The sequence below is a fragment of the Blastococcus saxobsidens genome (assembly GCF_002938435.1).
GTDB lineage: Bacteria > Actinomycetota > Actinomycetes > Mycobacteriales > Geodermatophilaceae > Blastococcus > Blastococcus saxobsidens.
Window position 1 is genome coordinate 1 of the sequence record NZ_POQT01000015.1, and the last position, 16,654, is coordinate 16,654.

14 protein-coding genes, 1 tRNA gene, 1 pseudogene and 1 riboswitch are annotated in these 16,654 nt (G+C 75.3%); of the genes and pseudogenes, 10 read left to right on the forward strand and 6 right to left on the reverse strand.

What is annotated here, in order from left to right:
• Positions 1 to 281: 281 nt before the first annotated feature.
• Positions 282 to 680 (forward strand): annotated as a pseudogene (locus C5507_RS23130) (ComEC/Rec2 family competence protein); the annotation flags it as partial.
• A 388-nt stretch (positions 681 to 1,068) separates the two neighbouring features.
• The gene (gene holA / locus C5507_RS22255) at positions 1,069 to 2,073 is read left to right on the forward strand and encodes a DNA polymerase III subunit delta (protein ID WP_242610945.1); all 1,005 of its coding nucleotides are present in this window, start codon (positions 1,069 to 1,071) and stop codon (positions 2,071 to 2,073) included.
• Between the two features lie 153 nt (positions 2,074 to 2,226).
• Here the strand turns inward: holA and rpsT are convergent, their stop codons facing one another.
• The gene (gene rpsT / locus C5507_RS10835) at positions 2,227 to 2,487 is read right to left on the reverse strand and encodes a 30S ribosomal protein S20 (protein ID WP_104528541.1); all 261 of its coding nucleotides are present in this window, start codon (positions 2,485 to 2,487) and stop codon (positions 2,227 to 2,229) included.
• A gap of 138 nt (positions 2,488 to 2,625) precedes the next feature.
• On the reverse strand, positions 2,626 to 4,170 hold the full coding sequence (locus C5507_RS10840; protein ID WP_104528542.1) for a hypothetical protein: 1,545 nt from the start codon (positions 4,168 to 4,170) through the stop codon (positions 2,626 to 2,628).
• Positions 4,171 to 4,368: 198 nt separating this feature from the next.
• Between C5507_RS10840 and lepA the strand changes: the two genes are divergently transcribed.
• The 5 genes from lepA to C5507_RS10865 all read left to right on the forward strand — a co-directional run bounded on the left by lepA (position 4,369) and on the right by C5507_RS10865 (position 10,000).
• Positions 4,369 to 6,216, forward strand: coding sequence for a translation elongation factor 4 (gene lepA / locus C5507_RS10845; protein WP_104528543.1), 1,848 nt, complete (start codon positions 4,369 to 4,371; stop codon positions 6,214 to 6,216).
• A gap of 144 nt (positions 6,217 to 6,360) precedes the next feature.
• Positions 6,361 to 7,032, forward strand: coding sequence for an MOSC domain-containing protein (locus tag C5507_RS10850; RefSeq protein WP_104528544.1), 672 nt, complete (start codon positions 6,361 to 6,363; stop codon positions 7,030 to 7,032).
• Between the two features lie 61 nt (positions 7,033 to 7,093).
• Positions 7,094 to 7,798: an LppX_LprAFG lipoprotein gene (locus C5507_RS10855; protein WP_104528545.1), complete on the forward strand. Its 705-nt coding sequence runs from the start codon at positions 7,094 to 7,096 to the stop codon at positions 7,796 to 7,798.
• Positions 7,767 to 9,521 (forward strand): MFS transporter, encoded by a 1,755-nt coding sequence (locus tag C5507_RS10860; protein ID WP_104528546.1) that lies wholly within the window; start codon positions 7,767 to 7,769, stop codon positions 9,519 to 9,521. Before C5507_RS10855 ends, C5507_RS10860 begins: the two co-directional genes overlap by 32 nt.
• Before the next feature lie 87 nt (positions 9,522 to 9,608).
• A riboswitch (guanidine-III (ykkC-III) riboswitch) is annotated at positions 9,609 to 9,674 on the forward strand.
• Positions 9,675 to 9,685: 11 nt separating this feature from the next.
• Entirely contained in the window at positions 9,686 to 10,000 is a 315-nt protein-coding gene (locus C5507_RS10865; protein WP_104528547.1) for a DMT family transporter, read from the forward strand.
• A 16-nt stretch (positions 10,001 to 10,016) separates the two neighbouring features.
• Here C5507_RS10865 and C5507_RS10870 read toward each other — a convergent pair whose 3' ends face one another.
• The 4 genes from C5507_RS10870 to C5507_RS10885 all read right to left on the reverse strand — a co-directional run bounded on the left by C5507_RS10870 (position 10,017) and on the right by C5507_RS10885 (position 13,390).
• Positions 10,017 to 10,982, reverse strand: coding sequence for a zinc-binding dehydrogenase (locus tag C5507_RS10870; RefSeq protein WP_104528548.1), 966 nt, complete (start codon positions 10,980 to 10,982; stop codon positions 10,017 to 10,019).
• A gap of 50 nt (positions 10,983 to 11,032) precedes the next feature.
• Positions 11,033 to 11,641, reverse strand: a complete 609-nt coding sequence (locus tag C5507_RS10875) for a hypothetical protein (RefSeq protein WP_130504148.1) — start codon at positions 11,639 to 11,641, stop codon at positions 11,033 to 11,035.
• 133 nt (positions 11,642 to 11,774) lie between these two features.
• The gene (selD, locus tag C5507_RS10880; RefSeq protein ID WP_104528550.1) at positions 11,775 to 12,782 is read right to left on the reverse strand and encodes a selenide, water dikinase SelD; all 1,008 of its coding nucleotides are present in this window, start codon (positions 12,780 to 12,782) and stop codon (positions 11,775 to 11,777) included.
• Between the two features lie 23 nt (positions 12,783 to 12,805).
• Positions 12,806 to 13,390: a helix-turn-helix transcriptional regulator gene (locus C5507_RS10885; RefSeq protein ID WP_207225654.1), complete on the reverse strand. Its 585-nt coding sequence runs from the start codon at positions 13,388 to 13,390 to the stop codon at positions 12,806 to 12,808.
• A 53-nt stretch (positions 13,391 to 13,443) separates the two neighbouring features.
• Between C5507_RS10885 and C5507_RS22260 the strand changes: the two genes are divergently transcribed.
• The 3 genes from C5507_RS22260 to selB all read left to right on the forward strand — a co-directional run bounded on the left by C5507_RS22260 (position 13,444) and on the right by selB (position 16,644).
• A tRNA-OTHER gene (locus tag C5507_RS22260) sits at positions 13,444 to 13,539 on the forward strand.
• Positions 13,540 to 13,570: 31 nt separating this feature from the next.
• Positions 13,571 to 14,887 carry an L-seryl-tRNA(Sec) selenium transferase gene (gene selA / locus C5507_RS10890; RefSeq protein WP_104528551.1) on the forward strand — a complete coding sequence of 439 codons (1,317 nt, stop codon included), beginning with the start codon at positions 13,571 to 13,573 and terminating at the stop codon, positions 14,885 to 14,887.
• The gene (gene selB / locus C5507_RS10895; RefSeq protein ID WP_242610946.1) at positions 14,878 to 16,644 is read left to right on the forward strand and encodes a selenocysteine-specific translation elongation factor; all 1,767 of its coding nucleotides are present in this window, start codon (positions 14,878 to 14,880) and stop codon (positions 16,642 to 16,644) included. Before selA ends, selB begins: the two co-directional genes overlap by 10 nt.
• Positions 16,645 to 16,654 lie beyond the last annotated feature (10 nt).

Consider the following 16,654-nt stretch of genomic DNA (forward strand, 5'->3'; position numbering starts at 1 on the left):
CCGACGCCGTCACCGGCTGGCCGGCCGGGGCGGTCGGCGCGCTGGTGCTCGGCGCCCTGCTCGGCGCCGCCGGTTGGGCGCTGTGGCGGTTCCCCCGGCTGCGCCCGCCTGCGCTGGCCGCCCTGGTGGCGCTCGTCGTGGTCGGCTGGCCGCTGCGCCAGCCGCTGGTCGGCTGGCCGCCGACGGGGGTGGCGCTGGTGGCCTGCGACGTCGGGCAGGGCGACGGCCTGGTCCTCCCGCTGGGCGACGGCGCCGGCGTGCTCGTCGACGCAGGCCCGGAGGTGGGGCCGGTCGACCGCTGCCTGGAACGGCTCGGCATCGACCGGCTGCCGCTGGTGCTCCTGACCCACCTCGACGCCGACCACGTCGGCGGCCTCCCCGGCGCGCTGGCGGGGCGCACCGTCGGCGTCGTGGCCACCGGCGCGCTCTCCCCGGCCGACGAGCGGGCAGGAGCCCTGGACGCGCTCGTGCACCGCTCCGAGGCGACGCGCGCCGTGCTGCTGCCCGGGGACAGGCGCGAGACCGGGGGAGCGCTGCTCGAGGTCCTCGCGCCCGACCCCCGCCGGGCCGCGGCTGCCGGGGAGTCGGCGGCCAACGACCTGTCCCTGGTGGTCCGCGTGACGGTCCGGGGCCTGCGCCTGCTGCTGACCGGTGACCTCGGCGCGGAGGCGGAGGCGCGGCTGGTGCGCGACGGCACCGACCTGCGGGCCGACGTCCTCAAGGTGCCGCACCACGGCAGCGGCGACGCCGACCCGGACTTCCTGGCGGCGACCGGCGCCGCGGTCGCGCTCATCTCGCTGGGCGCCGACAACACCTACGGCCATCCGGCGCCCCGGCTGCTCGGCTGGCTCGCCGACGCGGGGATGCGCGTGCACCGCACCGACCTCGGCGGGGACCTCGCGGTGGTGGGCCGGGCCGGCGACTGGGGGGTCGTCGAGCGCGGCCGGGGTCTGGGCGGCACCGCGTCGGCAGAGGTGGGGGAGACGCCCGGGCCGGTGGACGCCGCGACGCGGGGCGGGGTCCTCCCGGGCGGCCGGGGACGTCGGCGTCCCGTGGCACCATGCAGGCGTGCCAGCGTCAGCCGTCGAGCCCACCTCCCGGCTGCGCGTGGTGATGGGCGAGGAGGAGCTGCTGCGCTCGCGGGCCGTCGGCGCCGTCCGCACCGCCGTCCTCGCCCGCCACCCCGACGTGGAGGTGCACGAGCTGGCCGCGATGGGCCTGCCGGTCGGTCAGCTGGCCGACGTGCTGGCGCCCTCCCTCTTCGGCGGGCACCGCCTGGTCGTCGTCACCGGCGTCCAGGAGGCGGCGAGCGCGCTGGCCGCCTCCCTGACCAGCTACGCCAAGGATCCCGATCCCGAGCTGACGCTCGTCCTCGTGCACAACGGCGGCAAGCGCAACGAGGCGCTGGTCAAGACCTTCACGTCGGCCGGCGCGGCGGTCGACGAGTGCCCGAAGGTCAGCTCGGTGGGCGACCGGATCGCCTTCGTGCGCAACGAGGTGCGCACCTTCGGCGGGCGCATCACCCCCGATGCGGTCACCGCGCTCGTCGACGCCATCGGGGCGGACCTGCGCTCCCTGTCGGCGGCGGTGAGCCAGCTGCTGTCGGACTTCGGCGGCACCATCGACGCCGACGACGTCGCCCGGTTCCACCGGGGGCAGGCCGAGGTCACCGGCTTCACCGTCGCCGAGCGGGTCCTGACCGGCGACCGCGCCGGGTCCATCGAGATGCTCCGGTGGGCGCTGGAGCGGGGCGTGGCCCACGTGCTCATCGCCGATGCGATCGCCGACGGCGTCCGTACCGCGGCGCGGGTCGCCTCGCTGAGCTCCACCAACCCGGGCGAGCTCGCCCGCACGCTGAAGATGCCGCCCTGGAAGGTCAAGAAGGCGCAGGCGCAGGCGCGCGGCTGGAGCATCGAGGGGCTGCAGCTGGCCCTGGGCGTGGCCGCCGACCTCAACGCCGACGTGAAGGGCGCAGCGGCCAGCGCCGACTACGCCCTGGAGCGGGCGATCCGGCGGATCGTCACCATCCGCGCCGAGACCGGCAGGGGCCGGCCGGCCCGTACCGGTCGCTGACCCACCCGATCGGTCAGCGGCCCGGCGAGGGTCACCGGGTCAGCGGGCCGGTGCGAGGACGGGCCCGCACGTCGCACCCGCCGAATGCGACGAGCCCCCGTCCCGCGAGGGACAGGGGCTCGTTCGGCTCCGCGCGAGGCGCGGCGCTCCGGCTCAGAGGCCGGCGACCTGCTTGGCCAGACCCGACTTGCGGTTGGCCGCCTGGTTCTTGTGGATGACGCCCTTGCTGGCGGCCTTGTCCAGCTGCTTGGCGGCGACCTGGAAGGCAGCGCTCGCGGCAGCGGCGTCCCCGGACTCGGCAGCAGTGCGGACGCGCCGGACGGCGGTCTTCAGGGCGGACTTGACGGCGACGTTGCGCTGACGCGCCTTCTCGTTCGTCTTGATCCGCTTGAGCTGGGACTTGATGTTCGCCACGCGTGAGCCTCGGGTGTCTCGCAGGAGGGAGTACTTCTGACAGTGCGTCCGGGCGCAGTGCACGACCGCGCGCCAGGACCGGTCTGCCAAGATACCAGCGCATCGGGCCGTGCCCCAACCCGGCCGGTCCGCACCGTGTCAGTCGCACTGCCCGGTGGGCAGCCACGCGCTGCTGAGGACGTAGCGGCCCGGACGGTCGGCCGTCAGCATCGTCCAGCCGTCCCGGTCGCCCGGGGACACGCAGCCGTCGGGGCCCTCGACCGTCGACCACTGCGACCACCGCAGCGCGACCTCCACCTGCCCGGCGGCCGGCACGTCCACGACCAGCCGGGACCGGTCGCTGGACACCAGCGTGGCCCCACCCCGGACCATGCCTCCACCGGACACCTCGAACAGCCGCCACGACCGGTCCGACCACACCTCCCGCAGCCCGGGCACGCCCTCGCGCAGCAGCCGCGCCTCGCCGCCCGTCGGCCAGTCCAGCGGCCCGCTGGGCAGCACCACGTAGGAGACCCCGGCGTTCCGGAGCCAGGCCAGGTACGTGCCGGCGTCCAGGGTGCCGTCGTAGAACAGCCCGGCGTGCACCGTGTCCAGCTGGCGCAGCCAGCCACGCGCCAGAGGGACCCCCTGCGCCACCGACATGCTCTCCTCGTGGCTGTTCAGCGGCACCACCTCGATGCGCCCCACCGGTCCGCGGGCCCGGAGCTCGGCCAGCAGCGTCTCCGCCTGCGGTGCCGGCGGCGCCGCGTCGCGCGGCATGAGGTCCCGCACCACGACGGGCGGCAGCAGCCAGACGACGGCCACCGCGGCGAGGAAGGTCCCCGCCGGCCGGGTGCGCCCCACGGCCACCACCACCGGGGCGGCGAAGAGCAGGACGAGGCGGGTGGAGGTCGAGCCGACCGGGCTGCTGATCAGCCAGGTCGCCAGCAGCAACAGGGCGGTGAGCAGCGCGCCGGTGCGCAGCGCGCGGTGCGCGACGGGCACCAGCGCCGCGGTGAGCGCGGCTGCCGCCACCGCCGCCAGCATCTGGTGGGCGCTGGTCGGCTGCGGGCCGCTCACCGCGCCGAGGAGCTTGGCGGCCGCCACGGAGAGCAGCGCCCCGACGGCGATCACCCACGGCTCGACCGGGCGGAGGCGCACCGCGGACCACCGCGTCCCCCGCTGCGCCCCGAGCCACCAGGCGGCCGCCGCCAGGACCAGGAACGCGGCCGCCACCGGGCTCGTAGCCCCGGCCAGCGCCGCCAGCACCCCGCCGGTGAGCCGGCCGGCACGACCGCGCCCGGTCACCACCACGAGCGCGAGGCACCCCAGTGCGGCGCCCAGACCGAAGGTGGTCCGGCCGCTCCACTCGTTCGCCGCCCACATGCCCGCGCCGACGACGCCCGCGGCGGTCCACCGCGCCGGGGGAGGCCGGAGCCGGCCGAGCAGGGCGGCGGTCGAGGTGGCGCCGAGGACCGTGCCCAGGACCCCGACCAGCGGCAGGCCCAGCAGCGCCCCGGCCCACGGGCTGAGCAGACTGTAGGAGGCGACCGTCACCCCGCCGTACCAGCCGAGGTCGACCGGCGCCCGGTTGGACGACGCCCACGACGCCCACCACTCCTGCGCGACGAGGTCACCACCGACGACCGGGGCCGCCTCGACGAGCAGGGCCAGCACCAGCGCGCACACCCCGGTGACCGCCACGGGCCGGGCGAGGAGGCGTCCCGCGGTCCGCCGCGCGGGCGTCGTCGAGGGAGCCGGTCTCCCGGACTGTGGCGAGGCTGTCAGCAGCACGCGCCCCTCCTGCCCCGGACCGGCGCCTCCGGAACTCCGCGCCCGCGTCGGTCCTGCGCGCCGGGTCGCGCCGTCACGCCGCCGGGGACGTGGGACGATGGCGGCACTGTGACGACTCCCGCTGCCACCGATCCGGCCCGCATCCGGAACTTCTGCATCATCGCCCACATCGACCACGGCAAGTCGACGCTGGCCGACCGGATGCTGGAAGTGACCGGAATCGTCGAGGGCCGCAACATGCGTGCCCAGTACCTCGACCGCATGGACATCGAGCGCGAACGCGGCATCACCATCAAGGCGCAGAACGTCCGGCTGCCCTGGACCCCGCGCAGCGGCGCCGACACCAGCACCGAGTTCGTGCTGGACATGATCGACACCCCTGGCCACGTCGACTTCACCTACGAGGTGTCCCGGTCGCTGGCCGCCTGCGAGGGCGCGGTGCTGCTGGTCGACGCCGCGCAGGGGATCGAGGCCCAGACGCTGGCCAACCTGTACCTGGCGCTGGAGAACGACCTCACGATCATCCCGGTGCTGAACAAGATCGACCTGCCCGCCGCCCAGCCGGAGAAGTACGCCGCGGAGATCGCGCACATCATCGGCTGCGACCCCGACGACGTCCTGCGCGTCAGCGGCAAGACCGGCGTCGGCGTCCCCGAGCTGCTCGACCGCATCGTCACCGACATCCCGGCCCCGACCGGCGTCGCCGAGGGCCCGGCCCGGGCGATGATCTTCGACTCGGTCTACGACATCTACCGCGGTGTCATCACCTACGTCCGGGTGGTCGACGGCCGGATCTCCGCCCGCGAGCGGATCAAGATGATGTCCACCGGCGCCACGCACGAGCTGCTGGAGATCGGCGTCATCTCGCCCGAGCCCAAGCCCGTGGCGTCCCTGGGCGTCGGCGAGGTCGGCTACTTCATCACCGGGGTGAAGGACGTCCGCCAGTCCCGCGTCGGTGACACGGTGACGCTGCAGCACAAGCCGGCCAGCGAGTCCATCGGCGGCTATCGCGACCCCAAGCCGATGGTCTACTCCGGCCTCTACCCGATCGACGGCAGCGAGTACCCGCTGCTGCGCGAGGCGCTGGACAAGCTGCTGCTCAACGACGCCGCCCTGGTCTACGAGCCTGAGACGTCGGCCGCGCTGGGCTTCGGCTTCCGCGTCGGCTTCCTCGGCCTGCTGCACCTGGAGATCGTCCGGGAGCGGCTGGAGCGCGAGGCCGGCATCAGCCTCATCTCCACCGCGCCCAACGTCGTCTACCGCGTGGTCATGGAGGACGGCTCGGAGATCACGGTGACCAACCCGAGCGACTGGCCCGAGGGCAAGATCGACAAGGTCTTCGAGCCGATCGTCAACGCGACGATCATCGCCCCGAGCGACTACACCGGCGCGATCATGGAGCTCTGCCAGAGCCGGCGCGGCCAGCTGGGCGGGATGGACTACCTCAGCGAGTCCCGCGTGGAGCTGCGCTACACGCTGCCCCTGGGCGAGATCATCTTCGACTTCTTCGACGCCCTGAAGTCGCGCACCCGCGGCTACGCCTCCCTGGACTACCAGGAGGCCGGCGAGCAGGAGTCCGCGCTGGTCAAGGTGGACATCCTGCTGCAGGGCGAGGCGGTCGACGCGTTCAGCGCGATCGTGCACAAGGACAAGGCCTACAGCTACGGCGTGATGATGGCCGGCAAGCTGCGCGAGCTCATCCCGCGGCAGCAGTTCGAGGTGCCCATCCAGGCCGCCGTCGGTTCCCGGGTCATCGCCCGCGAGACGGTGCGCGCGATCCGCAAGGACGTCCTCGCCAAGTGCTACGGCGGTGACATCACCCGCAAGCGCAAGCTGCTGGAGAAGCAGAAGGAGGGCAAGAAGCGGATGAAGATGGTCGGCCGCGTCGAGGTCCCCCAGGAGGCGTTCGTCGCCGCGCTCTCCACGAACGAGTCGACCGCGTCCAAGCCCAAGTGAGCGAGCTCGCGAGCTCACCGATGGCAGAGCAGCGTCGCGAACGCGCGGCGAGCGCCAGCGAGCCGGCGCAGTGAGCGAGCTCGCGAGCTCACCGATGGCAGAGCAGCGTCGCGAACGCGCGGCGAGCGCCAGCGAGCCGGGGCAGTGAGCGGGCCGCTCGGCGACGCGCGGGTCGAGGCCGTCTGCGTCTCGGGTGCTGACCTGCTGGCGCTGCCGGGGCGCCGTCCCGACCGCAGCGGCATCGACAAGAGGCCGGTCGCCGGCCGGGTCGCCGTCGGGGAGCTCGGCCTGGACGGCGACGTCCAGGTCAACCGGAAGTACCACGGCGGGGACGGGCAGCAGGTCTACGCCTACGCGCAGGAGGACGCCGACTGGTGGGTGGCCGAGCTCGGCCGCGAGCTGCCGCCGGGCCGGTTCGGGGAGAACCTGCGGACGACGGGGCTGGACCTGACCGAGGCGGTGCTGGGCGAGCGCTGGCGCATCGGGACCGCGCTGCTCGAGGTGAGCGCTCCGCGCATCCCGTGCGCGAACTTCGCCCGCTTCTGGGACGTGCCGCAGCTGGTCAAGCGGTTCACCGCGCGCGGTGCCAGCGGGGCCTACCTGCGGGTGCTCGAGACCGGTGAGCTCGGCGCGGGTGACGCCGTGGAGGTCGTCGAGCGGCCCGGGCACGACGTGACGATCGGGCTGGTCTTCCGGGCCTTCACGACGCAGAAGTACCGGATCCCCGAGCTCGATCCCGCGCTGCCGTACCTGCCCGAGAAGGACCGCGCGAAGGTGGTCGCGAAGATCGCCAGGCGGATCGCTCCCGTCCTGTAGGGGGCCGGCGCGCTAGTGTCCGCCGCGACGGCCGGGTCGACCGGTCCCGAGGGAGGTGGCCATGTCTCTGCGCCGGTCGGGGATCGCGCTGATCTCCCTCGCCCTGCTCGCCGGTCCGGCACTGGTCGGCTGCGGCAGCGAGGAGCCGGAGGAGTCGGCGGCGGACCTGCTGGGTCGCGCCAAGGAGCACCTGGACGAGACGTCGAGCGCCCACTTCGTGCTGGACAGCGAGGGCGCTCCGTCGTCGGGCACCGCCCTCGTGGGCGGCGAGGGTGACATCGCCCGTCCGGCGTCCTTCGAGGGGACGCTCCAGGTCGTGGCCCTCGGCTCGAAAGTCGACCTCCAGGTCGTCTCCGTCGACGGCACCGTCTACGCCGAGCTGCCGTTCGCCGACGGGTTCAGCGTGATCGAGCCGGCGCAGTTCGGCATCGGTGACCCCGGGGCGCTGCTCGACCCGGAGACGGGCATCTCGCAGCTCCTGGCCGAGGCGCAGTCCGCGGAGCTGGGGGAGGAGCGCCGGGTGGACGGCGAGGTGGTCCGCGAGGTGACCGCCGAACTCCCCGGCGACCTCGTCGAGCAGATCCTCACCAGCAAGGACCCGTCCCAGGCCGTGCGCGCCCGCTTCTCCGTCGCCACCGAGAGCGGTGAGCTGCGCCGGGCGGAGCTGACCGGGCCGTTCTTCGCCGCCGGTGAGAACGCGACCTACACCCTCGAGCTCAGCGACTTCGGGGCCGATGTCGACATCACCGCACCGCCCACCGGCTGACCCGGCGGTCACCGGCCGCACCCCCGTCCCCGGGACGGCGGCGGTCGCCCTCGCCACGCTGGCCGTGCTGGTCACGGCCGCCGACACCTACGTCGTCGTCCTCGCGCTGCCCGACATCCTCACCGGGGTCGGGGTCGGGCTGGACGACCTGCAGCGGGCGACGCCGATCGTCGGAGGCTTCCTGCTGGGCTACACGGCCACGCTGCCGCTGCTGGGCCGGCTGGCCGATCTGCGCGGCCGGACGCCGGTCCTCGTCGGCTGCCTCCTGCTGTTCGCGCTGGGCTCGCTGCTCACCGCCTCGGCGGACTCGCTCGGCCTCGCCGTCGCCGGACGCGGGCTGCAGGGCATCGGCGCGGGGGGACTGGTGCCCGCGACCCTCGCGCTCGTGGCCGACCGGTGGCCGCCGGAGCGGCGGTCGGTGCCGCTCGGGGTCGTCGGTGCGGTGCAGGAGGCCGGGGCGGTGCTCGGCCCGCTGGCCGGCGCGGCGGTGCTCGCGGTGGCGGACTGGCGGGCGATCTTCTGGCTGAACCTGCTGCTCGGGGTCGGACTGGCCGCCGGCGTGGCCGCAGCCGCGCGGGCGCGGCGTCCGGACGCCGTCGGGCTGGTCCTGGCCGCGCTGGCGACCCTCGCACTGGGGCTGCACCTGGCCGAGCCGGCCGCGCTGGCAGAGGACGTCACGCTCGGGCTGCTCTACGTGCCGCTGGTCGAGGCATGGCCGTGGACGTCCCCGCTGATGCTGGTGGCGCTGCTCGCGACCGCCGGGCTCGTCGCGCGCAGCCTCGCCCACCCGGCCGGTGCGGTGCTGCCCCTGCGCGGGCTCGGCGCGCTCACCCGCGAGGTCGACGTCCTGGGCTCGGCGCTGGCCGTCGTGGCCCTGGGGTCGCTGGTGTGGGCCTTCGCCGCCGCCGACCCCGCGCGCCAGGTGGTGGCGCACGGCTGGCTGCTCCTGCCGCTGGCCGCCGTCGCGGCGCTGCTGTTCGTGCTGCACGAGCGGCGGGCAGCCAACCCCGTGCTGCCGCTGGACGCGCTGCGCCCGGTCGGCGCCTGGGGCGCGATGCTGGTGAACCTGCTGGTGGGCGTCGCGCTGGTGGCAGCACTGGTCGACATCCCGCTCTACGCCCGGGCCACCACGACGCCGGGTGACCAGCTGGGCGCGGCGCTGGTGCTGCTGCGGCTGCTGATCGCCGTCCCGGTCGGGGCGGTCGCCGGGGGCTGGCTGTGCCGGGTGGTCGCCCCGCGCGTCGTGGCGGCGGCCGGGATGGCGCTGGCTGCCGTCGCCTTCGTCGCGATGACCACCTGGGACGAGCGGGCGCTGGACGGCTGGCCGTCGACCGTCGTCCTGCTTGCCGCCGGGCTCGGGTTCGGTCTGGCCATCGCCCCGGTGAACGCCGTGCTGCTCGCCGTCACCCGGGCGGAGGTGCACGGCAGCGCCGGCGCGCTCGCCGTCGTCGCCCGGACCGTGGGGATGCTGGCCGGGCTGTCGCTGCTCACCGCCGTCGCGCTGCGCCGGTTCACCGCCGAGGTCGCGGCGATCGGGACGCCGATGGAGCTCTGCCCGGGCACTCCCGCCGACTGCGCCGCCTACGACGCCGCCACCGAGGCCGCGCTCCTCACGCAGCTGCACACGGTCTTCGCCGGGGCCGCCATCGCCGCGGGCCTGGCCGCCCTCGCGGCGCTCGTCCTGCTCCGCAGTGCGCCGCTCAGGGGTTCAGCGCGAACCTGAGGTCGGTGCGCAGGCCCTCGATGCTCCGCGACTCCTTCGTGCAGCGACGGCTCGAGCACCTTCGCCCAGGGTCGGCTTAAGCTCCACGGCGAGCCGCGACCACGGCTCCCGGACGAGCGGTGCCGTACCCGGTGTGCGACAAGACGGCGCCAGAGGAGCCCGTGATGGCGTGGTTGGTGCTGGTGCTGTCGGGAATGCTGGAGGCGGTCTGGGCGGCCGCGCTCGACCGCTCGGAGGGCTTCACCCGGCTGGCGCCGTCGATGGTGTTCCTGGTGGCGATGGTGGCCAGCATGGCCGGGCTGGCCTTCGCGATGCGCGAGCTGCCGGTGGGGACGGCGTACGCAGTGTGGGTGGGCATCGGCGCGGTGCTGACGGTGGCCTACGCGATGATCACCGGTATCGAGACGGTGTCCCTGGTCAAACTGCTGCTGCTGGGCGGGATCGTCGGCTGCGTGATCGGCCTGAAGCTCGTCAGCTGACGGCGGGCGAGGACTCTCAGAGCGTGAAGGCGATCTTGCCGTTGGTGCGGCCCTCGAGCATCCGCTCGAACCCATCGCGGGCCTGCGCCAGCGGCAGCTCGACGTCGATCTGCGGGCGGATGCCGGTCACCGCGCACATCTGGATGAGCGCCTCCAGCTCCGCCTTGGTGCCCATCGTCGAGCCGACGACCGACAGCTGGGTGAAGAAAACCCGGTTGAGCTCGGCGCCGGGGTTGAAGCCGGTGGTCGCCCCCGAGGTCACCAGCACCCCGCCGGGCTTGAGCGACTTGATGCTGTGGCTCCAGGTCGCCTCGCCGACGGTCTCCATGACGCCGTCGACCCGCTCGGGCAGCCGCGCGCCGGACTCGAACGCCTGCTCGGCGCCCAGCGCCAGGGCCGCGGCGCGCTTCTCCTCGCTGCGACCGGTGACCCAGATCCGGTAGCCCGCCGCGCGGCCCAGCACGATCAGCGCCGTCGCGACGCCGCCGCTGGCCCCCTGCACGAGCACCGTCTGGCCCGGGCGCAGCCCGGACTTCACGAACAGCATCCGGTAGGCGGTCAGCCACGCGGTGGGCAGGCAGGCCGCCTCGGCGAAGGACAGCTCGGCCGGCTTGGGCAGCAGGTTGCGCTTCGGCACGGCGACCTTCTCCGCCATCGAGCCCTGGTGCACCTCCGACAGCAGCGAGCGCTTCGGGTCGAGGGTCTCGTCGCCCATCCAGTCCGGGGTGGAGATGACGCCGTGGACGACGACCTCGTTGCCGTCCTCGTCGATGCCGGACGCGTCGGTGCCGAGGATCATCGGCATCCGCTCGGCGGGCAGCCCGATGCCCTGGAGGCTGAACAGGTCGTGGTGGTTGAGCGAGACGGCCTTCACCTGGATCGTCGTCCAGCCGTCGGGTGCCACCGGCTCGGGCCGGTCGCCGACCTCCAGCACGGAGAGCGGGTCCTTCGGGGCGGGCGTGGCGACGAAGACGGCGAGCATGCCCGGACGCTAACCGAGCCGCCCGCCGTCGGCGACGCCGGTGCCGCTGGTCAGCCGCGACCCCTCGGGCAGATGTCCGTCAACGTCCGCACGTCGCCGAACCCGTCCTCGATCGTGGCCGTGATCGGCTCGCGCTCGGGCAGCGCGACCGTGATCGTGACCAGCCCCGTCACCTCGGCCGCGCGCTGCTTGTTGAGCGAGACGCACGGCAGCCCCGGGATCACGACGGCCGACCGGTCGACCGGGCCGTACGCCTCCCACTCCACGTCGACGGTCACGTGGGCGGCGCCGTCACCGGGCAGGGCCGGTCCGCCGCAGACGAGGGTGGTGCTGCCCTCCGCAGTGGCGCCGTCCAGGCCGTCGAGGGTTGCGCCGATGAGGGGTCCGTCGAAGCACTCGAAGTACTCGCCCTCCCCGGGGCCGTACGTGCCGAACACCTCGACACCGGCGGTCGCCTCCCCGCCCCGCCCGTCGAAGACCGAAAGGTGCACGTAGAAGTCGCCATCGGGCGCCGGGAGCGAGGCGTAGGCCGCACCCACGGTGGGGAAGAGGTTCCCCCGGTCGGCGGGCGGGCCGGCGGCGGCCGTCCCCGTCCCCACCCACAGCAGGCCGGTCACCACTGCGCCGGCCGCCACGATCCGCCTGTCCGTCGACCTCATCGGGCTCCTCCTCGAGCCGTCGTGCGTCCCCCGCCCGACCGCTGTGGTCGTACGCGCGGTCGCAGGATGGCACTGTCGCCCGCACCGCGGAAACGAATTGGTGCCCGGACTCGGGAACCCGAGGGCGCGCCCGTCAGCGGATGACGACGACGAACTCCCCGCGGGGCACGAACTCGCCGATCACCGGGGCGCCGGGGACCTCGCCGCCCAGCAGCAGGCCGCCGGAGGTCTGCGCGTCGGCCAGCAGCAGGGCCTCGTCCTCGGGCACGGCCGACAGGTCGGTGTGCGGCCGCACCCAGTCGAGGTTGCGCCGTGTCCCGCCGGACACGAACCCGTCGGCCAGCGCCGCCCGGGCGCCGGTCAGGTACGGGACGGCGGCGGCGTCGACGACGGCGGTCACGCCGCTGGCCCGCGCCATCTTGTACAGGTGGCCGAGCAGGCCGAACCCGGTGACGTCGGTACCGGCCCGGATCCCGGCGGCGACCGCGGCCCGGCCGGCGTCGCGGTTCAGTGCGGTCATCGACGCGACCGCCTCCTCCGAGACCTCGCCGGTGGCCTTCATGCGGCTGTTGAGCACGCCGACGCCCAGCGGCTTGGTGAGGCTGAGCGGGGTGCCGGCCACCGCGCCGGAGTTGGTGATGAGCTGGTCGATGTCGACGACGCCGGTCACCGCCATCCCGTACTTGGGCTCCGGGTCGTCGATCGAGTGCCCACCGCCGACGTGGCAGCCGGCCTCCTGGGCGACCTCCAGGCCGCCCCGCAGCACCTCCGCGGCCAGCTCGGCGGGCAGCAGGTCGCGGGGCCAGCCGAGCAGGTTGACGGCCACGACCGGTGTGCCGCCCATGGCGTAGACGTCGGAGAGCGCGTTGGCCGCGGCGATCCGGCCGAAGGTGTACGCGTCGTCGACGACCGGGGTGAAGAAATCGGTGGTGAGCACCAGGCCCTGCCCGCCGGCGATGCGCACCACGGCGGCGTCGTCGCCGTCGTCGAGGCCGACGATCAGCTCGGCGGCCGGGTTCACCGGGCCCTGGGCGGACAGACCGGCGACCACCGCCTCCAGCTCACCGGGCGGGATCTTGCAGGCGCACCCGCCGCCGTGCGCGAACTGGGTGAGCCGGACTCGGGCGGGTGCGGTGGTCACGGCACCGAATCTAGGCCGGACCGTCAGGCGAGGCCGCCGGGGAGCAGCCGGAGCCGGGGCGCCTCCGGCTGTGCGACCGGGCCGCGGGGGAGCTTCCGGCCGGCGGGATGGTTCGTGGCCGGCGGGGTGCCGATGCCCGGTAGCTCGCGCCGCTGGGCGACCTCGTCGGTCACCTGGACATCGCTGATCCGGTCCTCCCGGAACCAGCGCAGCTCCTGGCGCTCCCGGCACCAGGCGACCAGGAACCAGTGCGCCCCCTGCCGGGCGAGCAGCTGCGGCTCCACCGTGCGCTCCGAGCAGCGCTGCTGGCGGTCGCAGTAGTCGATGACCAGCACCCGCCGCTCGGCCAGCCCGCCCTCGACCCGGCGCCGCAGGTCTGCCTCGCGGGCGGCCTGGGCCGCCAGCCACCGGTGGCTGGCCAGCATGCGGGCCCGGCGGCTCGCATCGGGCTCCAGCGCGGTGAGGACCTTCTCCATCGCCGTCTGCCCGGCATCGGCGAACGGCCCCTCGGACCGGCCCGACAGGGCGGCGACGATCGCGGCCGCCTCCTCCGGGGTGAGGTCGACCGGGGGCAGCGGCGCGGGGGTGCGGTGCTCGGTGCTGGTCACGTCGGAGAGGCTGGCAGCACCCTCTGACACTTCCGGCACGTAGGCTGCCGGGCGGAGGCGTCAGGGTGTCTGGTGGCCCCCGCGGCCTCTAAAGCCGACGTGGTCGAGCATCTCGGCCAGGCGGGTTCGATTCCCGTCCGCCTCCGCCACCTCCTCCCGCCCGCCTACTCTCCGGAAGCGATGAGCGACGACCCGCGGCGGCACGTGCCGCGCACCGACACGCTGCTCGCCGACCCCCGGCTCGCCGGCGCCGGCGAGCGGCTGGGACGCGCGCTGGTCAAGGACGCCGTCCAGCGCGTGCAGCAGCGGGTGCGGGGTGGTGAGGTCGCGCCCGACGCCGCCGTCGAGGCGGTGCTGGCCGACCTGCCCCCGACGGCGTCCAGCCTCCGCCCGGTGCTGAACGCGACCGGCGTCATCGTGCACACCAACCTCGGCCGGGCCCCGCTGTCGGGGGCCGCGGTGGAGGCGATCACCGCCGCCGCCGGAACCACCGACGTCGAGCTGGACCTCGGCACCGGGCGCCGGGGACCTCGCGGCGAGGCGGCCATCGCCGCCCTGCTCGAGGCCGTGCCCGCCGCCGAGGCGGCGATCGTGGTGAACAACTGCGCCGCGGCGCTGGCCCTGGTGGCCACCGCGCTCGGGCAGGGCCGTGAGCTGGTGCTCGCGCGGGGCGAGCTGGTCGAGATCGGCGACGGCTTCCGCATCCCCGAGCTGCTGCAGAGCACCGGCGCCCGGCTGCGCGAGGTGGGCACCACGAACCGGGTCGCCCTCGCCGACTACCGCGACGCGCTGGGGCCGGACACCGGCGCGGTGCTCAAGGTGCACCCGTCGAACTTCGTCGTCCGCGGGTTCACCCGGGCCGTGCCCGTGGCCGAGCTCTCGGAGGCGCTGGCGGGCACCGGCGTCCCGCTCGTGGCCGACGTCGGGTCGGGGCTGCTGCGCCCGCACCCGGTGCTGTCCGACGAGCCGGACCTGCAGACCACGCTGGCCGACGGCGCGGACCTCGTGCTGGCCAGCGGGGACAAGCTGCTCGGTGGCCCGCAGGCCGGCCTCGTGCTGGGCCGCGCCGATCTGGTGCAGCGGCTGCGCCGGCACCCGCTCTACCGGGCGCTGCGGGTGGACAAGACGACGCTCGCCGCGCTGGAGGCGACGCTGCGCGGCCCGCGGCCGCCGGTGCCGGAGATGCTGGCTGCCGACGTCGACGGGTTGCGGGCGCGCGCCCGGGCGGTGGTCGCCCGGCTCGTCGACGCCGGGATCGACGCCTTCGCCGTGGACGCCGGGTCGCGGGTCGGCGGGGGAGGGGCACCCGAGCACCCGCTGCCCGGTGCCGCCGTCTCGCTGCCGCCGGGGTTCGCCGAGCCGCTGCGGGTCGGGGTCAGGCCGGTCGTGGGCTACCTCGAGGACGACCGCACGCTGCTGAACCTGCGCAGCGTCCCGCCCTCGGCCGACGACGACCTCGCCGACGCCGTGCTCGCGGTGGCGGCTGCGTGGACGTGACCGCTCCCGGCATGGACGTCATCGCGACCGCGGGGCACGTCGACCACGGCAAGTCGGCGCTGGTGCGGGCGCTCACCGGCATGGAGCCCGACCGCTGGGCCGAGGAGCGCCGCCGCGGCCTCACCATCGACCTCGGCTTCGCCTGGACGACGCTGCCCTCGGGCCGGAGGCTGGCGGTCGTCGACGTGCCGGGCCACGAGCGGTTCGTCGGCAACATGCTGGCCGGGGTCGGATCCGTGCCCGCCGCGCTCGTGGTGGTCGCCGCCGACGACGGCTGGTCGGCCCAGACCGCCGAGCACGTCGCCGTCCTCGACGCCCTCGGGGTGCGGCCGGCGCTGCTCGCCGTCACGAAGTCCGACCTGGCCGATCCCGCGCCGGTGGTCGCCGACGTGCGCGAGCGGCTGGCCGCCACCTCGATGGGGGACGTGCCCGCGGTGCCCGTCAGCTCGGTGACCGGGCAGGGGCTCCCGGAGCTCACGACGGCCATGGAGTCCCTCCTCGCCCGGCTGCCCGCCCCCGACGCCACGGCGCCGGTGCGGCTCTGGATCGACCGGGCCTTCACCATCAGGGGCGCCGGCACGGTCGTCACCGGGACTCTCGCCGCCGGCACCGTGGCCCCCGAGGACCGGCTGCTGCTGGGCGGCCGCGAGGTCACCGTGCGGGGCGTGCAGTCCCTCGGCGCCGCGGTGGAGCGCGCGCGGGCCACCGCCCGGGTCGCGCTGAACCTGCGCGGGGTCGCGGTCGAGGACCTCTCCCGTGGCGACGCGCTGCTCACGCCGGGCGCGTTCCGGCTCACCGACGTCGTCGACGTGACGCTCGCCGCCGAGCCCGACGAGCGGCTGCCCGCCGAGCCCGTCGTGCACGTCGGCTCGGCCACCGTCGGTGCCCGGCTGCGCCCGCTGGACGGCACGGCCGTGCGGCTGCGGCTGGCCTCCCCGCTGCCGCTGCGGGTCGGGGACCGGTTGCTGCTGCGCGATCCCGGCGCCCGCAGGGTGCTCGGCGCCGACGTCCGCGACGTCGACCCGCCCGAGCTCTGCCGTCGCGGGGCCGCCCGGCAGCGCGGTGCGGAACTGGCCGCCCAGCCGGAGGGGGACGCCGGGGCCGCGGCCGACCTCGCCCGCCGGCGGATCGTGCGCGCGGCGGACTTCGCCGCGATGGGCTGGCCGGTGCCGGCCGGCGCCACCGAGCAGGGGCCGTGGTTGCTGGCGCCCGGGCTGGCCGACGAGCTCGCCGCCCGGGTGCCCGACGTCGTCACCCGTTTCCGGCGGCTGCGGCCGCTGGAGCCGGGACCCCCGGCGGAGGTCGTGCGCCGGGCCCTCGACCTGCCCGACGCCGACCTCGTGGCCGCGCTCGTGCGCGAGCCGCTGGTGCTGCGCGAGGGCCGGGTCGTCGACGGCGCCGCCGACCTGCCGCCCGCGGTGCAGCGGGCCGTGGACGAGATCCGTGCCCGGCTGGCCACCGATCCGTTCGCCGCCCCGGAGGCGCCGGACCTGGCCGACGCGGGGCTGGGCGTGCGGGAGCTGGCCGCCGCCGTCCGCAGCGGGCAGCTCGTGCGCGTGGGGGAGGGCGTCTACCTGGCGCCGGGGATCGACGGGGTCGCCCGGACCCGGCTGGCGGCGATCCCGCAGCCGTTCACCCTCAGCCAGGCCCGGCAGGCATGGGGGACGAGCCGCCGCGTGGCCGTCCCGCTCATGGAGTGGCTCGATGCCCGCGGTGTCACCGAGCGGCTGCCGGACAACACCCGCACCCTCCGGTAGCACCGCCCCT